Genomic DNA, 17,634 nt, shown 5'->3' with positions numbered 1-17,634 from the left:
TTTTCGAGCGCTTGTGGATTTCGCTCAGTTCTTCGCCTTGTCGACCAGCTTGTTTTTGGAAATCCACGGCATCATCGCGCGCAGCTTGGCGCCGACTTCCTCGATCTGGTGGCTGTCATTGTTGCGGCGGATGCCCTTGAAGCGGGACATGCCGGCGCGGTACTCCTGCATCCACTCCGAGGTGAATTTGCCGGTCTGGATGTCCTTCAGCACGCGCTTCATCTCGGCCTTGGTCTCGGCGGTGATGATGCGCGGACCCGAGACATATTCGCCCCATTCGGCGGTGTTCGAAATCGAGTAGTTCATGTTGGCGATGCCGCCTTCATAGATCAGGTCGACGATCAGCTTGACCTCGTGGAGGCACTCGAAATAGGCCATCTCAGGCGCGTAGCCGGCTTCCACCAGCGTCTCGAAGCCGGCCCGGATCAGCTCGACCAGGCCGCCGCACAGCACGACCTGCTCGCCGAACAGATCGGTCTCGCATTCCTCGCGGAAATTGGTCTCGATGATACCCGAACGGCCGCCGCCGACGCCGCAGGCGTAGGACAGTGCCAGGTCGAGCGCATTGCCCGAGGCATCCTGGTTGACGGCGACCAGGCACGGCACGCCGCCGCCCTTCTGGTATTCGCCGCGCACCGTGTGGCCGGGACCCTTCGGCGCGATCATGACGACGTCGACCGTCGACTTCGGCTCGATCAGGCCGAAATGCACGTTGAGGCCGTGCGCGAAGGCGATCGCGGCACCATCGCGGATGTTCGGCGCGATCTCGTTCTTGTAGATGTCGGCCTGCAGTTCGTCCGGCGTTGCCATCATCATCAGGTCGGCCCATTTGGCCGCGTCCGCCACGCTCATCACCTTGAGACCGTCGGCCTCGACCTTCTTGGCGGTTGCCGAGCCGGCCTTGAGGCCGATGGCGATCTCCTTGGCGCCGGAATCCTTGAGGTTGAGCGCATGCGCCCTGCCCTGGCTGCCATAGCCGATGATGGCGACCTTCTTGCCCTTGATCAGATTGAGATCGGCATCACGATCGTAATAGACACGCATTTTGTCTTCCTTCCCGTTTATAAATCAGAGCATGATGCCGAAAAGTGTGAAGCGGTTTTCGGACGACATCATGCTCTATCTTCTTGATTTAGAGACGGATTCAGATTTCAGGTCGACTTGACCTGAAATCATCCGGCTCTAGGGCCTTGCGGCCGGTTTTTGCTCCATGAAGAGCGAGAAACTGCTGCGTCGCCCGCGCGGCATCGCCGCCGATCGCCGCCTCAGTCAATTCCAGCCGGTCGCCGAGCAGCAGACGGATCTGCACATCGCGGGCGACCAGCCCGAAAAAGGTGCGGAACGCCGTCTCGGCATCCGCGAAATCCAAAAGCCCGGTCCGTCGGCCGGCCTCGAGCACCGGCTTCAGCCGTTTGGCCAGCGCGAAGCGGCCGTTCTCCAGCACCACGGCGCCGAGATTGTCCTTGCCGGAGCCCGCATGGCTGACCGCCACCCGATTGAGCGCGATCGACGTGTCGCTGGAAATCACCTTGAGCCAATCCGAGGCGAAGCGCTCGAGGCTCGCGGTCAGCGAGGCAAGATCGAGCCCCTTGCGGTCGACCGGTGCCACCCGCACTTTAGAGGCCTGCCATTGCACCGTCGCCGTCAGCAGCCCGTCGCGGTCGCCGAACCATTTGTAGAGCGTTTCCTTGGAACAGCTGGCGCGGCGCGCCACGGCGGTCATGGTAAGCTGGTCGCCCTCTTCGACCAGCAGCCGCAACGCCGCGTCGAGCACGGCCTTCTGCCGCTCTGTCAGCGCTTCGCTGGTGTCGATGTCAGGCACGATGTGCAACACGCTCTTCTCTCGAAAGTCGGCATTCCCGATAAGCCGTACCGTACGTTACGGTTCGGCATATTGCGCGATCCGAGGCTGTGCGCAAGAGGACGAGAGCAAAATATCTGCAAAATGGACAGGCGCTGGCGCGACAGGCTCGCTTAATCGCTGGCTGGCGGATGGCGCAACCGTCCAAGCAGTGCCGAGACCATGGTCAGCTCATCCGCCGACAGTTTGGCGCCAACCAGTTCGGCGATCGAGCGTCCGTAGACAGCCCACATCTGGCGGCGTGTCTCTCGCCCCTTGGCCGCGATGCGGATGGTCTGGCCACGGCCGTCGTCGGCCACCGGCAGTTTCTCGACGAGCCCATCGGCCTCGAGCCGGGCCAGCAGGCGCGAAATGTTGTATTGCGCGAACAGCGTGTGCTCGATGAGCTGGAACGGCCGCAGCCCGCCCTCGCCTGCCTCGGCGAGTTCATGCAGCACGTCGTACCAGGCAAGTGGGGGCAGACCGGCGGCCTTCAACGCCTCTTCGGCGCTCTCCATCAACTGGCGCGGTACGCGCATCAGGCGAGCCCAGGCCTTGATGGCTTCGGGCGAAGGCGCGGCTTTCTCGGTCATGGCGCACCTTAGACGATAGATGCAATTGCATCAAGCTTGACGATCAATGCATATGCATCTACATAGATGCAATTGCATTAATCAGGGAAAGCCAATCCGATGAAACACGAAATCTGCAAACGCGCCGACAAGCTCATTCTCGTCAGCCATCATCTCTGCCCCTATGTGCAGCGCGCCGCGATTTCGCTCACCGAAAAGGGCGTGCCGTTCGAACGCGTCGATATCGACCTCGCCAACAAGCCGGACTGGTTCAAGGCGATCTCGCCGCTCGGCAAGGTGCCGCTGCTGCGCGTGCAGCGAAATGGCGAGGAAACGGTGATCTTCGAATCGGCCGTCATCCTGGAATTCCTCGAAGAGACGCAGGCCAATCCCCTCCACCCGGCCGATCCCTATGCCCGCGCCCGGCATCGCGCCTGGATCGAGTTCGGTTCGGCAACCCTCAATGCCATCAGTCGGTTCTATTCAACATCGACCGAGGCCGGCTTCCTTGACGAATCCAGCGCGCTGTCCGCCATGCTCGACCGTCTCGAAGCCGAGCTGGCGGACGAGCCTGGCGGCCCCTGGTTCGCCAGCAAGCACTTTTCGCTGGTCGACGCCGTTTACGGTCCGGTCTTCCGCTATCTCGATGTCTTCGACCGGATCGGTGATTTCGGCATTCTTGACCGAAAGCCCCTCGTCCGCGCATGGCGCCGGGCGTTGAGTGAACGCCCGTCGATCAGGCAAGCCGTGGCGCCGGACTACCCGCAGCGCCTGCATACCTTCCTGCGAGCGAAGGGATCGTACCTTTCGAGCCTCATTGGCCAAAACGATCCGGCCACCGCGCTTCGACCAGTCCTATCCGCTTGAACGGATCGATTACGGTGCCGGCCACCATCGAGGCGAGAAACTGCGGCGCCGGCGGGATTTTTGCCACCGTCGCCACCAGCCTGTCGCGGATGAAGGGCAGCGCCACCGAATCCGACTGGTAGAACGGCGTGAACGCCAGCGACAGCGCCTGGAAGATGCGGACATGCCAGCGCCGCGCCCTCGCATAGGCTTCAAGTGCCGCTTCGACACTGTCCGTCCGCGCCAGCGCATGGCTGAGCGCCGCGGCGTCGAGCAGCGCCATATTGGCCCCTTGCCCGAGCTGCGGGCTGGTCGAGTGCGCCGCGTCGCCGATGATGGCCAGCCGCCGCCCAACCGGCCGCTTCATCGTGTGGTGGCCATAGCGCGCCAGCGAGAGCTGGTCGAAACTGTCGATCTGGCTGACATACGCCTCGCTCTGCGGCCACAGCCGGATCACCCTCTCCTTCCAGGCATCCAGGCCCCGGACGCGCACCTCATCGGCGTCCGACGGCTTCAGGCTCCAGAAGAATGCCGCCATCTTTTCAGCACCCGGCTGCGGCCGGCCGATCGGCAGCACGCCGATCATCACGCTCGCTCTGTCGTAGCGTTGCAGCAGCGCGCGCTCATCGAAACCGTCGCCGCGCCAGCCAAGCGAGGCCCAGAACGCGCCATAGGTGAGTGGTCTTGGCTCGCCTGGAGCGCTTGCGCGGCACAGTTTCGAGCGCGAACCGCTGGCGTCGATGACGAGGTCGAACGGCCCCGCCCTTCGTCCGTTGCCGCAGATCAGCGTCGTCCGTTCACCCGTCTCCAAGGCCTCGATCTCGACGCCGGTTTCGATGGCGATCGCTTCGCGTTGGGCGGCGCGGAAGAGCACGCCAAACAAGGCCGCCCGGTGCACCGCCAGCCCGAAGCGGCCACCGCGCTGCGCATCGTAGCGGACATCGAGCACGGTACGGCCTGTGGTGGCATCGGCGCCATGCAGGCGGTCGATGCGGCTGCCCAGCGCCAGCATGTCGTCGAGCAGGCCAAGATCGGCCAGCACCGTCAGCCCTGTCGGCTGCAGGATCAGCCCGGAGCCGACCGGCTTCGGCTCATCGAAGCGTTCAAAGACCGTGACCCGATGCCCGGCGCGCTTGAGATAGAGCGCCATGGCCAGTCCCGCCGGCCCGGCGCCTGCTATTGCGATGTCGTAGGAAATGCCAATGCCCCCAAAGCCGAACTGGCCGGGACAATCCTTCAGCAGCCCGGCGAAATCAAGCCGCACCCTGGGGCTTTAGCGGTCGTTCAAGCCTGGGCCTTGGCGGCCGTTCAAGCCTGGGACGCATCAAAATCGGCGCGCGCTGCGCGCACCGCATCATGGTTGAGTTCGGCCCACAGAATCAATTGATGAAAGGCGCCGAACATAGAGCGCCCGAGATCGGTCAAGCTGTATTCGACGCTTGGTGGTTTGGTCGGGAACACCTCACGATGCACATAGCCATCGCGCTGAAGATCGTACAGCGTCTGCGTCAGCATGCGTTGCGAAATGTCGGGCACAAGGCGCCGCAACTCGCCGAAGCGATAGGGTTTTTCAGCCAGCGCCATCATCAACAGCGATCTCCATTTGCCGCTCACCCCTTGAATGACCTCGCGAACCGGACAATTGGCAATATTGCCGCCGCCCGAGATGGCCTTGTAGACCTCCAACTTCGATTTCAGATTGATGACCTTGCCGTCCATGGCTGGTTCCCTGCGTGTGCCTACCTCCCGAAAAACTGCCTTCTTTACGGCACCAGGTCAATTCCTATTTTAGTGCTGGTCTCTTTTTGAGACTGCCACTCGAACCGCCTTAGCGGCGCAATGTCAGGACCTTCCATGACCGAAACCCTTCTCGTCACCGGCGCTTCCGGCCAGCTCGGCCGCGGCGTCATCCAATATCTCCTCGACAAGCACAAAGTTCCACCGGCAAACATCATCGCCGCCACACGCAATCCGGAAAGCGTGGCCGATCTGGCGCTGCGCGGCGTCGTTGTCAGGGCCGCCGACTTCAACGACGCGGCGTCGCTGGAAACCGCATTCAAAGGCGCCGACAAGGTGCTGATCATTTCGACCGGCGATCTCGATCTCAAAAGCGGCAGGCGCCTGAAGCAGCACGAAAATGCCGTCGCCGCGGCCAAAAATGCCGGCATTTCGCATCTGCTCTACACCTCGATGCCCAATCCGGAGCCGGTATCGCCGGTCCTGTTTGCAGATGACCACTACAGCACCGAGCAGGCGATCAAGGCGAGCGGCATCCCCTACACGATCTTCCGCAACGGCTGGTACCAGGAGAACCTGTTCATGGCCCTGCCGCACGCGATCGCCTCGGGAAAATGGTACACGTCGGCCGGCGACGGGCGCATTGCCCACGGTGCGCGCGACGACATGGCAGCGGCGATCGCCGCCAGCCTCGCTGGCGCTTCAAACGAAAGCAAGACCTACACCTTGACCGGTCCGCACGCCTACACCACGGCAGAGATTGCCGCCCTGGTAAGCGAGGTCACCGGCAAGTCGCTCGATGTCGTGCAGGTTCCGGATGAAGCGCTCACCGAAGGGGTAAAGGCATCAGGCGTTCCCGAGGATTTTGCTGAAGTCATCGTGTCCTTCGACGTCAACACGCGCTCCGGCCGCATCGCCATGGTGACGGACTCGGTCGAGACGCTTTCCGGCCGCAAGCCAAGAACGCTGAAGCAGTTCCTCGAGGCGAACAAGGCCGCGCTGGCCGGTTGAAGCGGAGTGACATGGACTGTGCCGCAAGACACAGCTCATTCGCCAGGACATGTCGAGATTCAGGTCAGGCTGGACCGAGAATGTGGGTTCCGAGAACCGGAACGGAGCGGACACTTGGTCCGTGAGTACCGGAAGCGCAGGAACCTGCCGTTCGCAGGCCGGCCTCACCTGAATATCGGCATGTCCTAGATGGCCACCTGAGTGCCGATCTCCACCACGCGCCCGGTCGGGATCTGGAAATACTCCGTCGCGTCGGCCGCAGTGCGCGCCAGGCCGATGAACAGCCGGTCCTGCCACACCGGCATGCCGGAATTGGGCGAGGCCTTGAGCGAACGCCGCGACAGGAAGAACGAAGTCGTCATGATGTCGAACTTCCAGCCCTGCTTGCGGCAGATCGCCAGCGCGCGCGGGATGTTGGGCTGTTCCATGTAGCCGAAGGTCAGCGTTACCCGCATGAACAGCTCGTTGACCGTCTCCATCTTGACCCGGTCGCTGTCGGGCACCACCGGCTGCGGCGCGGTCACCACCGAAAGGATGACGTTCTGCTCATGCAGCACCTTGTAGTGCTTCAGGCTGTGCATCAGCGCGGTTGGCGCGCTGAGCGGATCGCTGGTCAGGAACACGGCGGTGCCGGAGACCAGCTGCGGCTTCTTCTTCAACAAATTGCCGGCAAGGAAATCGAGCGGGATCTCGTTGCGCCGGGTCTTGTCGAACAGATAGCGGCTGCCGCGCACCCAGGTCCACATGGCCAGCACGACGGTGAAGGCCACGGCCAGCGAGGCCCAGCCGCCCTCGAACACCTTGACGATGTTGGAGGCAAAGAAGCCGATATCGATGAAGCCGAACAGCGCCGTCAGCGAGACCGCCAGCCACAGCTTCCATTTCCAGATCCGCGTCATGACCACAAACAACAGCACCGTGGTCACCAGCATGTTGCCGGTCACCGAGATGCCGTAGGCCGATGCCAGCCTGCTGGACTCGCCGAAGCCCACCACCAGCATCATCACCACCAGCGCCAGCAGCAGGTTGACGCGCGGCATGTAGATCTGGCCGGACTGTTTCTCCGACGTATGCAGAATTTCCAGGCGCGGCAGCATGTTGAGCTGCACCGCCTGCCTGGTCAACGAGAAGGCGCCCGAGATCACCGCCTGGCTGGCGATGACCGTGGCGGCGGTCGCCAGCACGACCATCGGGATCAGCGTCCAGCCTTCATTCATTTCGAAGAACGGATGGCCGACGACGCCGTTCTTGGCCAGCACGAAAGCGCCCTGCCCGGCATAATTGAGCAGCAGGCACGGAAACACGACCCACAGCCAGGCGAGCACGATCGGCTTGCGGCCGAAATGGCCAAGATCGGCATAGAGCGCTTCGGCGCCGGTGACGGCGAGGAAGATGGCGCCGATGGTGACGAAGGCGACGTCGGGCGAATTGATCAGGAAGGCGACGATGTAGTGCGGGCTGATCGCCCACAGGATTTCCGGATCGGCGACTATGTGATTGAGACCGGAAAGGCCGATCGCCAGGAACCATACCGCGGTCACGGGACCGAAGACCAATCCCACGCCGCCCGTGCCGAAACGTTGCACCGCGAACACCATGGCGAGAATGACCAGTGTCAGCGGCACGACATAAGGCTGGAAGGTCGGCGTGACGACGTTCATGCCTTCGACCGCCGACAGCACCGAAATCGCCGGCGTGATGACGGCGTCGCCGAAGAAAAGCGATGCTCCGACGATGCCGATGCCGAGCATCAGCGCCGAGCGCTTGGGGAAACTGCCGCGCGCCAGGGCCATCAGCGACAGCACGCCGCCCTCGCCGCGGTTGTTCGCCCGCAGCACGAACATGATGTATTTGATGGTGACGATGATGGTCAGCGACCAGATGATCAGCGACAAAACGCCGAGGATATCACCGCGGTCGGCCACTTCTCCGCCCGACGATGCCACCAGCGCCTCGCGAAAGGCGTAGATCGGGCTGGTGCCGATATCCCCATAGACGACACCGAGCGCGCCCAGCATCAGAACCTTGGTGCTGTGCTGTTCGACTTCCGAATGGCTCGATTGTTCGACGGGTTCTGCCTCACTACCACTATTGGTAAGGGCCATGGACGACACTCCGATAAGCGCGCGGTGCTCTACGCTTGCTGCAATGCAATATCAAGTGCCGTCGCGTAATGGCAGCCATGCCTGCCACGCGAGGCTGCCATTGCTACCACCCGCAGGCCTTGAGGAACCGACCCACCGTGCCGGCCATGCCATACTCCAACGCGTCGGCTGTCAACCCATGTCCGATCGACACTTCGGCCAATGCCGGAATGCGCCTGGCAAGTGCCGGCAGATTGCTGACCACCAGATCGTGCCCGGCATTGACCTGAAGCCCGGCGGCAAGCGCGGCGTCGGCGGTTTTTCCCAGTCTTTCCAGCTCTTTGGCCGCTTTGGCGGAATCTGTGTGATAGCTGCCATATGGACCCGTATAGAGCTCGATGCGGTCGGCGCCGGTGTCGCGTGCGGCCGCCACCCAATCGGGATCCGGATCGGAAAACAACGACACGCGAAAGCCCCCCTTTTTCAGACGCTTGACGATCGGTGTGAGGAACGCGGCCTGGGTGGTGAAGTTCCAGCCATGGTCCGATGTCGCCTGGGCCGGATCGTCCGGCACCAAAGTCACCTGTTCGGGCTGATGCTTTTCCACAAGCAACAGGAAATCCTCGGTCGGATAGCCTTCGATGTTGAATTCCGCGCGCGGAAACTCGTCGTCGATCAGCGAGCGGATCTCGGGCAGATCGGAGTGTCTTGTATGCCGTTCGTCGGGGCGTGGATGCACCGTCAGCCCATGCGCTCCGGCCGCCAGCGCGATGCGGCCGATGCCGGTGACGCTGGGCCACGGCAGGTCGCGCCGGTTGCGCAGCATGGCGATGGCATTGAGGTTGACGGAGAGCTTTGCAGGCATGCGGGTGGCCTCGGAAATCATTCGACGCGCCCACCTATAATGCCTTTGACGGGAACAGTAATGGCTTTGGTGGGAACAGACTGGGGGTTTCGGGTGTTCCAAGCCTGATGAACGAACCAGGGAAAGGAAGCGCCGATGAATTTTCTCGATGAGGTTCCGGCAATCCGCCGTATCGAGACCAGCCGTGACGACCTTTTCGCCATCGACGTCGTCGGGCACGTTTCCGCGGCCGACGGTGAAAATCTCTTCGGGTTGCTGGAAGCGGCCTATGCCCTGCATCCGCGCATCGATGTCCTGGTGCGCCTCGTCGACCACGACGGCGTCGACTGGGCCGACATCGCGGACGAGACCCTCAAGCAGGGCGCCATCCATGCATTGGAACATGTCGGCCGTTGCGCAACCATCGGCGAACCGGACTGGATAGCGGACGCGCAACGCTTTCTGCCGTCCTCACCGCCCATCGAAATCAGGCATTTCAAGGCCGAGGACGAGGCTGCCGCCTGGCAATGGCTTGCCGCGCAGCCTATCGGGGCAACAGCATCCGGCGCCCCTACCTGACGATCGTCAGCCGCTCCGCCGCCCGCGTGATGGCAGTGTAGAGCCAGCGCTGGCGGGTTTCCTTGAAGGCCCAGCTTTCATCGAACAGCACGATCTCGTTCCACTGCGAGCCCTGCGCCTTGTGCACGGTCAGCGCGTAGCCATAGTCGAAATCGTCGAAGCGCTTCTTCTGCTGCCAGGGGATATCGGCATCGGGATCCTCGAACGCCGCCTTGAGCAGCTTGATCTTGGCGACGCCGCGATCCGGATCGTCCTCTTCCGGCGACACCAGAAGGTTGATGCCGGGCTTCACCGTCTCGCGCGACGATGTCATCACCTTCCACAGCGAGCCGTTGAGCAGGCCCTTTGCCGGATCGTTGCGCAGGCAGACCAGCTTGTCGCCGGCTTGCGGATAATCGGCATTGAAGCCCTTGAGCTCGCGCAGCCGCTGATTGTAGCGGCGCCGCGTGCGATTGGTGCCGACCAGCACCTGGTCCGCCCTGAGCACCAGCTCCTGGTTGACGTCTTCCTTGCCGATCACCTGCGCCGTGCCATAGTCGCCACGCATGAATTCCCGGCCCTCGCGCACATCGAGCGCCAGCCGCAGGATCGGGTTGTCGCGCGCCTGCCGGTGGATTTCGGTGAGCAGAAAATCCGGCTCGTGGTCGGTGAAGAAGCCGCCGCCCGAGATCGGCGGCAACTGGCCGGGGTCGCCAAGCACCAGGATCGGCGTGCCGAAACTCATCAGGTCGCGGCCGAGTTGCTCGTCGACCATCGAACATTCGTCGATGACGACCAGCTTGGCCCGCGAGATCGGGCTCTGCCGGTTGAGCGAAAAAGTCGGCGACATCGACGTCTTGCCGGTGATTTCGTCCGACACCGATTCCTCGCCTTTCGGCCGGTAGATCAGCGAATGGATGGTACGCGCATTGACCGCGCCCTTGGAGCGCAGCACCTGCGCCGCCTTGCCGGTGAAGGCGGCGAACTGCACCTGGCCGTCGACATGCTCGGCGAAATAGCGCGCCAGCGTCGTCTTGCCGGTGCCGGCATAGCCGAACAGCCGGAACAGCTGCGGCTGGCCGATTTTCAGCCAGCGGGCGACCGCTTGCAGCGCCTCGTCCTGTTGGGGAGAGAATTCCATCAGCGCGAGAGACCGGATTCGCAAGGGAAAGACAAGACAGCCGCCATCATCATCGATGCGCCGGGACGCTTCAGTGCCGCCGACGGGTCAGGCTATCAGGCACAGACAAGAACGTAAAGGGAACAACCGACCACGTCGGCTGGAAGCGAAATTCAGGCAATGGCCATGGCGGCCCGCGGGTCGCGGTCGTCGGGTGGTAGCGGAACGGGAGCGTATCCGGCATAGCTGACGCTCAACCGTGCCTGCCCGTTCGAACAGGACCGGAGTGCATCCTCCAGCTTGGACATATTTCTAAGCGGCACTGTCGCGTTGACGACGACGACCACGCCGCGGATTTCCCGACTCAGGATCTGGCCACGGCGGCTTTGCAGTTCGGCGATGACGTTGCCGACATGGGTTGCTGAAGTCATTACTTCGACCTTCATGATCGGCTCGAGCAACTGCACGCCGAGGCGTGGCGCGGCTTCGCGAAAGCAGGCGCGGCCGGCGATCTCGAAAGCCAGAGCCGAGGAATCGGTATCGTGAAAAGCGCCATCCATCAGCACCGCCTTGACGCCGATCATCGGGAAGCCCGCAAATGGACCTGAGGACAATATGCTGCGCAGCCCCTTTTCGACGCCCGCAATGTATTCGCCATGAAGCGCACCACCGACGATCCTGGACTCGAACACGGAGTCCGCGCTGTCCGCGTTCGGCTCGAACATGATCTTGACGCCGGCGAACTGACCGGTGCCGCCGGACTGCCTCTTGTGCGTGAAGTCCTGCTTGTGCGTACGGGTGATCGTCTCGCGATAGGCCACTTGTGGAGAACCAATATTCACATCGACCTGGGACTCGCGACGCAGGTGGTCAATGATGATGTCGAGGTGGAGTTCGTCCATGAAGGCGATAATGGTCTGGCCCGATTCCTCGTCTTGCATGACGCGGAAGAAAGCATCCTCGTCCGCCAGCTTCGCCAAGGCGGTACGCAGCCGCTCCTGATCGGCCTTCGATTTCGGCTCGATCGCGATTTGCAGCAAAGGCCAGGGCGCGGCAGGCTTTTCCATCATGGGGATATGGTCGCTGGTGGCCCCAATATTTGCAACTGAGTGCAGGAGCGAAATCCGGACTGAGATAACGGAAGACTAAACTGATCTTTTTGGCCTGGCTGCTCGCAGCCTGCTGTCAGGGTCCAGGATCGTTCTCCAGCAGGATCGGCTTGCCGTGCGGGGTGGCATGCGCGGCGCGTTCCCATGCCTCAGCCATCGCGTCGACATCCGACTTGGCAGCCAGTCCCTTCGAGGCAAGCAGGCTTTCCAGTGCCGCCAGCCAATGTTCGTAATAATCATGGCCGTCCGCTGCGGCGCCCGGTCTTTTCACTTCGCTCGACAGCGCCTGCGCCCACTCGCTCCACGAAAACAGGCCCTTGTCGTGCAGCGCCACCGTCATGGCGAAGGCCTCGGCCTGCCACGGCTCGGCGAACACCGGCTCGTCGAAACCTGGCGGCAGTTCTTCACGCAGGCTCAAGATAGCTCTCCCAGGCGTCTATCGACACGCTTAGCGTCGGGTCGGCGCCCTCGCCCCAGATCTCCGATCCTTCGAAAACCACGGTGTACACCCATTGCGGATTTTCGCCGTGTCCATGCGCGTTGCTGTCGGGAAAAACAAAACCGTCGTGCACCGCCTCGACCACGCCGTGCTTGCCGCGTGCGTAGCGTGGCAGCCGCGTGTGGCCGGTCGGGTTGAAGTTCTTGGTCCGCACGGGGTCTCCGGCCTTGAACCGCGCCGCTTGCGCCACCGGCCGGTCGCAAGGGCTGCCCTTGGCCAGCACTGCGGGCACGTTTTCCGCCTTCAGCACCCTCTTGGGAGTCGCTGCTGGATCGACTGCCTTGCCCGCTTCGAGATCGCGCTGGCTGACGAAGCCATGGCGCTTTAACAGCACCTCCAGCGCCTTGATCCATATCTCGTAGTAGCTCGATGAATAGTAGACAGCCGGATGCAGCGATTCCCGTGCATGCCGGCTCTCGTCGATGTTCCACGCGCCCATGGCGCCGGCAGTCAGCGTCACGCCGAGCGCCCGCCTTTCCCAGGCGGCATGGAAGTAAGGTTCGTCCTTTTCCGGCGCGACCGGGCCGAACCCCATCTGTCCGCCGAGATCTTGCGGCCCGTTCATGCCGGCTGCCCCTCTATTCCAGGTCTTTGGGCCAGGCCGGTGCCGATCATCGCGTCACGGCTGACCAGCTCCGCCAGCCGCTCCTCGCTCCAGCCCTCGGTACCCTCGGGCCGCATCGGCACGACGAGATAGCGCAGCTCGGCAGTGGAATCCCAGACGCGGATTTTCTTGTCCGCCGGCAGCGTCAGCCCGAACTCTTCCAGCACGCCGCGCGGATCGATCACCGCGCGCGAACGATAGGGCGGCGCCTTGTACCAGACCGGCGGCAGGCCAAGCACCGACCACGGATAGCAGGAGCACAGTGTGCAAACGACGAGATTATGGGTGTCCTGCGTGTTGAACACCGCCTGCATATGCTCGCCCTGGCGGCCGGTATAGCTTAGCGAGCCGATCGCCGCCGTCGCATCGCGCTTCAGCCAGTCGGCATAGGCTGGATCGCGCCAGGCTTTCGCCACCACCCTGGCCCCGTTGCGCGGACCGATTTTCGTCTCGTAAGTATCGACGATGACGTCGATCGCCGCCGGATCGATCAGCCCCTTCTGGGTCAGGATGGTTTCCAGCGCACGCACGCGGGCGGCAAACGGATCGAGTTCGTTGTCGTGGTCATGATCGTGTGACATGGCGGCAAATTACGGTTCCGGCGATGCCACCGCAAGCGCAACGCCTTGGGCCAGCGATACAGGGCGCCAGCTCTACCCCCTATTCGGCGGCCGCCCGCTGCGGCTCGGGCAGCATGTCTTCCCTGGGCTTGAACAGCGAGGGCTGATCCCCCGCTTCGACCGAGCCCGGCTCGCCCTTGCGCTTCGACCAAAGCCCGACCAGCCAGCCCGAGAAATTCTCCATGTAGACATAGATCACCGGCGTCACGAACAGGGTCAGTGCCTGCGAGGCAAGCAGGCCGCCGACAACGGCAACGCCCAGCGGCTGGCGCAGTTCGGCGCTGGCGCCGGTGCCGAGCGCAATCGGGAACGTGCCCATGAGTGCCGCCAGCGTCGTCATCATGATCGGCCTGAAGCGCATCAGGCAGGCCTTGTGGATCGACTCGGTCGCCGACATGCCTTCTCGTCGCAACTCAAGCGCGACATCGACCATCATGATGCCGTTCTTCTTGACGATGCCGATCAGCATCAGGATGCCGATCACCGCGATGACCGACAGATCCATGCCGGCGAAGCGCAGCGCAACGACCGCTCCCAGCACGGCCGACGGCAGGCCGGTGAGGATGGTCAGCGGGTGGATGAAGCTTTCGTAGAGGATGCCGAGCACGATGTAGATGGTCAGGATTGCGCCGCCGACCAGAAAACCCTGGTTGGCCAGCGAATCCTGGAAGGTCTTGGCCGTGCCGGCAAAGGTCGTCGAGATCACCGTCGGCATGCCGATCTGCTCTTTCAGCGCATTGATGCGCGTCACGCTGTCGCCCAGCGCCACGCCCTGCGGCAGATTGTAGGAGATGGTCACGGCTGGAAGCTGGCCGAGCTGGTTGACGGTCAGGGCGCCGGCCGTGCGATCGACGCGGGCGAAGGCGCCGAGCGGAACAAGACTGCCGCTCGCCGTCCTCATCTGGATGGCCAGCATCCGCTCGGGCGACCACTCGATCTTGGGATCGAGCTCGGTGATGACCTCATAGCTGTCGGCCGAACCGAAGATGGTCGAAACCTGGTCGGTACCGAACCCGCCATAGAGGGCGGAGCGCAATGTGTCGGTATCGATACCGAGCTGGGCGGCCTTGTCGCGATCCACCACCAGCGTCGCCTGCAGCGCATTGTTCTGCAGGTCGCTCGTGACGTCGGTGAAGCTCGCATGGTCGGCCGCCATCGCGTCGTTCAGTTTCTGCGCCCAAATATCGGTGAGGCCGGTATCAAGGCCCTGAACCACGAGCTGGTAGGCGCTTGCGGACGACCGCGAGCCCAGCCTCAAATTCTGCACCGGCTGCATGTAGGTCTCGATGCCCGCCACGCCGGCCAGTTGCTTGCGCAGATCCGCAAGCACCTTCTCTATATCGGGACGCTGGTCCTTGCCCTTGAGCTGGACGAAAAGCTGCCCCTGGTTGAGCGCGTTGTTGCCGCTGCCCGCCGACCACGCCACATGGTCGACATAGGGCGAATGCGAGAAGACGCTGGCGACCTGCCCTTGCAGCCTGGACATGGCGTCGAACGAGATGTCCTGGCGTGCGATGGTGGTCACCGATATCTGGCCGATGTCCTCCTGCGGGAAGAAACCCTTCGGCGAAGTCTGGATCAGCCACACCGACGCTGCCGCGGTGCCGACGAAGACGAGGAACACCAGGAAGGTGTGCCGCAGGCAGAAGCTCAAGACCCTGTCGTAGCCGCGCGTGACGAGGTCCTGCTTGTGACCGGGGCCATGCTTGTCGCGGTCGGCTTTGGTCACCGACAGCAGCCGCGAGCACAGCATCGGCGTCAGCGTCAGCGACACGAACATCGACGCCAGGATGGCGACCGTCACCACTACGGCGAACTCGTTGAAGATGCGCCCGATAACGCCGCCCATCAGCAGCACGGGGATGAAAACCGCCACCAGCGAGATCGAGATCGAGATGATGGTGAAGCCGATTTCGCGCGCGCCCTTCAGCGAGGCGTCGAAGGCCGACAGCCCGTCCTCCTCCATGTGGCGGAAGATGTTTTCAAGCATCACGATGGCGTCGTCGACGACGAGGCCGACCGCCAGCGTCAGGCCCATCAGCGAGATGTTGTCGATGGAAAAGCCGAACAGGAACATCGCGCCGAGCGTGGCGATCAGCGAGATCGGCACCGCCACGGCCGGGATGATTGTCGCCGTCACCCGGCGCAGGAACACGAAGATCACCATGATGACCAGGGCAATGGTGAGCAGCAGCGTGAACTGCACGTCGCTGACCGCCTGCCGGATCGAACTGGAGCGGTCGTTAAGCAGCTTGATGTCGGCGGCGGCCGGCATCTGGTCCTTGAAGGACGGCAGCATCGCCTTGACCTTGTCGACGACGTCGACAGTGTTGGCGTCGGGCTGGCGCTGCACGGCCATGATGATCGCGCGCGTACCGTCATACCAGCTCGCCGTCGTGGTCGTCTGCACCGAATCGACCACGCGGGTCACCTCGCCCAGCCGTACCGGGTGACCGTTCTTGGTGGCGATGATGATGTTGGAGAAACCGGCGGCGTCGGTCAGCTGCGTGTTGGCGGTGATGGTGAGCTGCTGCTTGTCGTTCTGGAGCACGCCGAGCGGCGTGTTGCTGTTGGCCGAGGCAACCGCCGCCTGCAGCTGATCGATCGAGATGCCGCGTGCGGCAAGCGCGGTCGGGTCGATCTGGATGCGCACCGCGTATTTCTGCTGGCCGAAGATCGAGACCTGCGCCACGCCGTCGATGGTCGACAGCGACGGCGAGATGACGTTTTCCGCGAACGCATCGAGGTCGGTCAGCGGAACCGTGTCGCTGACCAGCGACATCAAAAGGATCGGCGCGTCGGCCGGATTGACCTTGCGATAGCTCGGCGGCGCCGTCATCTGCGGCGGCAATGATTTCTGCGTGCGCGCGATCGCCGCCTGCACGTCGGCCGCCGCCGCGTCGATGTCTCGGTTGAGCACGAACTGGATGGCGATCGAGGTCTGGCCAAGCGAGTTGGTGGTCGAGATCGAATCGATGCCGGCGATGGTGGCGAACTGCTTGATCAGCGGCGTCGCCACCGATGTCGCCATGGTTTCCGGCGAGGCGCCGGGCAGCGAGGCCGAGACGTTGACCACCGGGAATTCGGCGCTGGGCAGTGCGGCCACCGGCAGGAACTTGTAGGCGAACAGCCCGCCCAGCACGAGGGCGAACGACATCAGAAGGGTGGCGACGGGCCGGCGTATGCAGAATTCGGAAATCATTGGGCGGCCTCGCCGGCGCTGGTCGCCTCGGCCACCTTGGGCGCAGCGGCACCCGCCGTGGTCTTGCCTTCATGCACCGCGGCGCCGTCCTTCAGCCGTGTCTGGCCCTCGGTGACAACCTTCTCACCGCTTTTCAGCCCCTGGCTGATGGCGCTGTTGTCGCCTTCGGTCAGCGCCACCTGCACCGGCCGCATCTCGACCGTGTTGTCCGGCTTGACCACATAGACGAACGGGCCCTTCTGGCTTGGCTGCACCGCGACGGTAGGAACCGATGTCATCTGCGGCATGATGCCGGCGTCGAGCACGACATTCACATACTGGCCGGGCCATAGCGAAAGGTCGGCATTGGGAATACTTGCCCGCGTCGCGATGGTGCCCGACGCGGTGTCGACGCTGGAGTCGACGAAATCGAGCGTGCCCTTGCCGATCGGCGTCGCGTCACCATCCTTGGTCAGTGTCACCGCGCCCTGCTGCGGATTGGCAAGCGCCTTGTGCAGCAGGGCGAGATTGCTTTCCGGCAGATTGAAGTTGACCTGCAGCGGGTCCATCTGGGTGATGGTCACCAGCGGGGTCGCCGTGCTGCTGTTGCCATTGCTGACGGTGACGAGATCGCCGACGGCGACGCTGACCGCACCCAACCTGCCGGAAATCGGCGCCGTGATCGTGGCGAAGCCAAGCTGGACATTGTCGGCGTCGATTGTCGCCTTGTCGGCTTCAACGGTCGCAGCGGCAGCCTTCTGCGCGGCGACGGCCTGGTCGTAGGTCTGCTGCGTGCCGGCCTGCTTGGCAACCAGATCCTTGGCGCGCTGGAGATCGGAATTCGAACTGGCAAGCAGCGCCTGGTCCTTGGCGAGCGCAGCCTGATCCTTTGCCAGCTGCGCCTTCAGCGCCCGGTCATCGAGCGAGAACAGAACGTCGCCGACCCTGACCATCTGCCCATCCTTGACGTCGATCGAGACGATCTGGCTGGACACCCGCGCGTTGATGT

At 63.2% G+C, this 17,634-nt stretch carries 16 protein-coding genes and 1 pseudogene; 3 read left to right on the top strand and 14 right to left on the bottom strand.

Features of this window, described 5'->3' with window-relative positions; translation table 11 throughout:
- Positions 1 to 24 precede the first annotated feature (24 nt).
- The 3 genes from ilvC to EN955_RS19560 form a co-directional block, all read right to left on the bottom strand.
- Positions 25 to 1,044, bottom strand: a complete 1,020-nt coding sequence (gene ilvC / locus EN955_RS19570; RefSeq protein WP_013531065.1) for a ketol-acid reductoisomerase — start codon at positions 1,042 to 1,044, stop codon at positions 25 to 27.
- 100 nt (positions 1,045 to 1,144) lie between these two features.
- Entirely contained in the window at positions 1,145 to 1,834 is a 690-nt protein-coding gene (locus tag EN955_RS19565) for a TetR/AcrR family transcriptional regulator (protein WP_024501384.1), read from the bottom strand.
- Between the two features lie 140 nt (positions 1,835 to 1,974).
- The gene (locus EN955_RS19560) at positions 1,975 to 2,433 is read right to left on the bottom strand and encodes a MarR family transcriptional regulator (protein WP_024501385.1); all 459 of its coding nucleotides are present in this window, start codon (positions 2,431 to 2,433) and stop codon (positions 1,975 to 1,977) included.
- A gap of 99 nt (positions 2,434 to 2,532) precedes the next feature.
- On the opposite strand from EN955_RS19560, the gene EN955_RS19555 reads away from it, so the two are divergent.
- Positions 2,533 to 3,279, top strand: coding sequence for a glutathione S-transferase family protein (locus EN955_RS19555; RefSeq protein WP_024501386.1), 747 nt, complete (start codon positions 2,533 to 2,535; stop codon positions 3,277 to 3,279).
- On the opposite strand, the gene EN955_RS19550 is transcribed toward EN955_RS19555, so the two are convergent.
- Both EN955_RS19550 and EN955_RS19545 read right to left on the bottom strand, forming a co-directional pair.
- Positions 3,227 to 4,522, bottom strand: a complete 1,296-nt coding sequence (locus EN955_RS19550; RefSeq protein WP_081714171.1) for an NAD(P)/FAD-dependent oxidoreductase — start codon at positions 4,520 to 4,522, stop codon at positions 3,227 to 3,229. The two genes, EN955_RS19555 and EN955_RS19550, sit on opposite strands and share 53 nt — an antisense overlap.
- A 44-nt stretch (positions 4,523 to 4,566) precedes the next feature.
- On the bottom strand, positions 4,567 to 4,977 hold the full coding sequence (locus EN955_RS19545; protein ID WP_013531060.1) for a helix-turn-helix domain-containing protein: 411 nt from the start codon (positions 4,975 to 4,977) through the stop codon (positions 4,567 to 4,569).
- 135 nt (positions 4,978 to 5,112) lie between these two features.
- Between EN955_RS19545 and EN955_RS19540 the strand changes: the two genes are divergently transcribed.
- Positions 5,113 to 6,006, top strand: coding sequence for an SDR family oxidoreductase (locus EN955_RS19540; RefSeq protein WP_024501388.1), 894 nt, complete (start codon positions 5,113 to 5,115; stop codon positions 6,004 to 6,006).
- A 185-nt stretch (positions 6,007 to 6,191) separates the two neighbouring features.
- On the opposite strand, the gene EN955_RS19535 is transcribed toward EN955_RS19540, so the two are convergent.
- Both EN955_RS19535 and EN955_RS19530 read right to left on the bottom strand, forming a co-directional pair.
- Complete coding sequence (locus EN955_RS19535; protein ID WP_024501389.1) at positions 6,192 to 8,111, bottom strand: potassium transporter Kup; 1,920 nt, start codon at positions 8,109 to 8,111, stop codon at positions 6,192 to 6,194.
- A 103-nt stretch (positions 8,112 to 8,214) separates the two neighbouring features.
- Positions 8,215 to 8,955: a pyridoxine 5'-phosphate synthase gene (locus tag EN955_RS19530; protein ID WP_024501390.1), complete on the bottom strand. Its 741-nt coding sequence runs from the start codon at positions 8,953 to 8,955 to the stop codon at positions 8,215 to 8,217.
- 135 nt (positions 8,956 to 9,090) lie between these two features.
- On the opposite strand from EN955_RS19530, the gene EN955_RS19525 reads away from it, so the two are divergent.
- On the top strand, positions 9,091 to 9,513 hold the full coding sequence (locus tag EN955_RS19525) for an STAS/SEC14 domain-containing protein (protein WP_024501391.1): 423 nt from the start codon (positions 9,091 to 9,093) through the stop codon (positions 9,511 to 9,513).
- Here the strand turns inward: EN955_RS19525 and EN955_RS19520 are convergent.
- The 7 genes and pseudogenes from EN955_RS19520 to EN955_RS19490 all read right to left on the bottom strand — a co-directional run.
- On the bottom strand, positions 9,506 to 10,633 hold the full coding sequence (locus EN955_RS19520; RefSeq protein ID WP_024501392.1) for an ATP-dependent RecD-like DNA helicase: 1,128 nt from the start codon (positions 10,631 to 10,633) through the stop codon (positions 9,506 to 9,508). The two genes, EN955_RS19525 and EN955_RS19520, sit on opposite strands and share 8 nt — an antisense overlap.
- A gap of 152 nt (positions 10,634 to 10,785) precedes the next feature.
- Positions 10,786 to 11,682, bottom strand: a pseudogene (gene fusA / locus EN955_RS19515) (elongation factor G); the annotation flags it as partial.
- Positions 11,683 to 11,797: 115 nt separating this feature from the next.
- A complete protein-coding gene (locus EN955_RS19510) occupies positions 11,798 to 12,139 on the bottom strand; it encodes a nitrile hydratase accessory protein (protein WP_024501394.1) in 342 nt (113 codons plus the stop codon).
- A complete protein-coding gene (nthB, locus tag EN955_RS19505; protein WP_024501395.1) occupies positions 12,126 to 12,785 on the bottom strand; it encodes a nitrile hydratase subunit beta in 660 nt (219 codons plus the stop codon). The genes EN955_RS19510 and nthB overlap by 14 nt, the downstream gene beginning before the upstream one ends.
- The gene (gene nthA, locus EN955_RS19500) at positions 12,782 to 13,405 is read right to left on the bottom strand and encodes a nitrile hydratase subunit alpha (protein WP_024501396.1); all 624 of its coding nucleotides are present in this window, start codon (positions 13,403 to 13,405) and stop codon (positions 12,782 to 12,784) included. The genes nthB and nthA overlap by 4 nt, the downstream gene beginning before the upstream one ends.
- Positions 13,406 to 13,484: 79 nt before the next feature.
- The gene (locus tag EN955_RS19495) at positions 13,485 to 16,646 is read right to left on the bottom strand and encodes an efflux RND transporter permease subunit (RefSeq protein WP_024501397.1); all 3,162 of its coding nucleotides are present in this window, start codon (positions 16,644 to 16,646) and stop codon (positions 13,485 to 13,487) included.
- Positions 16,643 to 17,634, bottom strand: a 992-nt coding sequence (locus tag EN955_RS19490; protein ID WP_127223443.1) for an efflux RND transporter periplasmic adaptor subunit, incomplete at its 5' end; no start/stop codon positions are given. The genes EN955_RS19490 and EN955_RS19495, both read right to left, overlap by 4 nt.

Source organism: Mesorhizobium sp. M7A.F.Ca.CA.001.04.2.1 (genome assembly GCF_003998485.1).
In the GTDB taxonomy this organism is placed as follows: Bacteria; Pseudomonadota; Alphaproteobacteria; order Rhizobiales; family Rhizobiaceae; genus Mesorhizobium; species Mesorhizobium ciceri.
The sequence above is the reverse complement of the archived record's forward strand: the minus strand, read 5'-3'. Positions and strand labels throughout refer to the sequence as shown.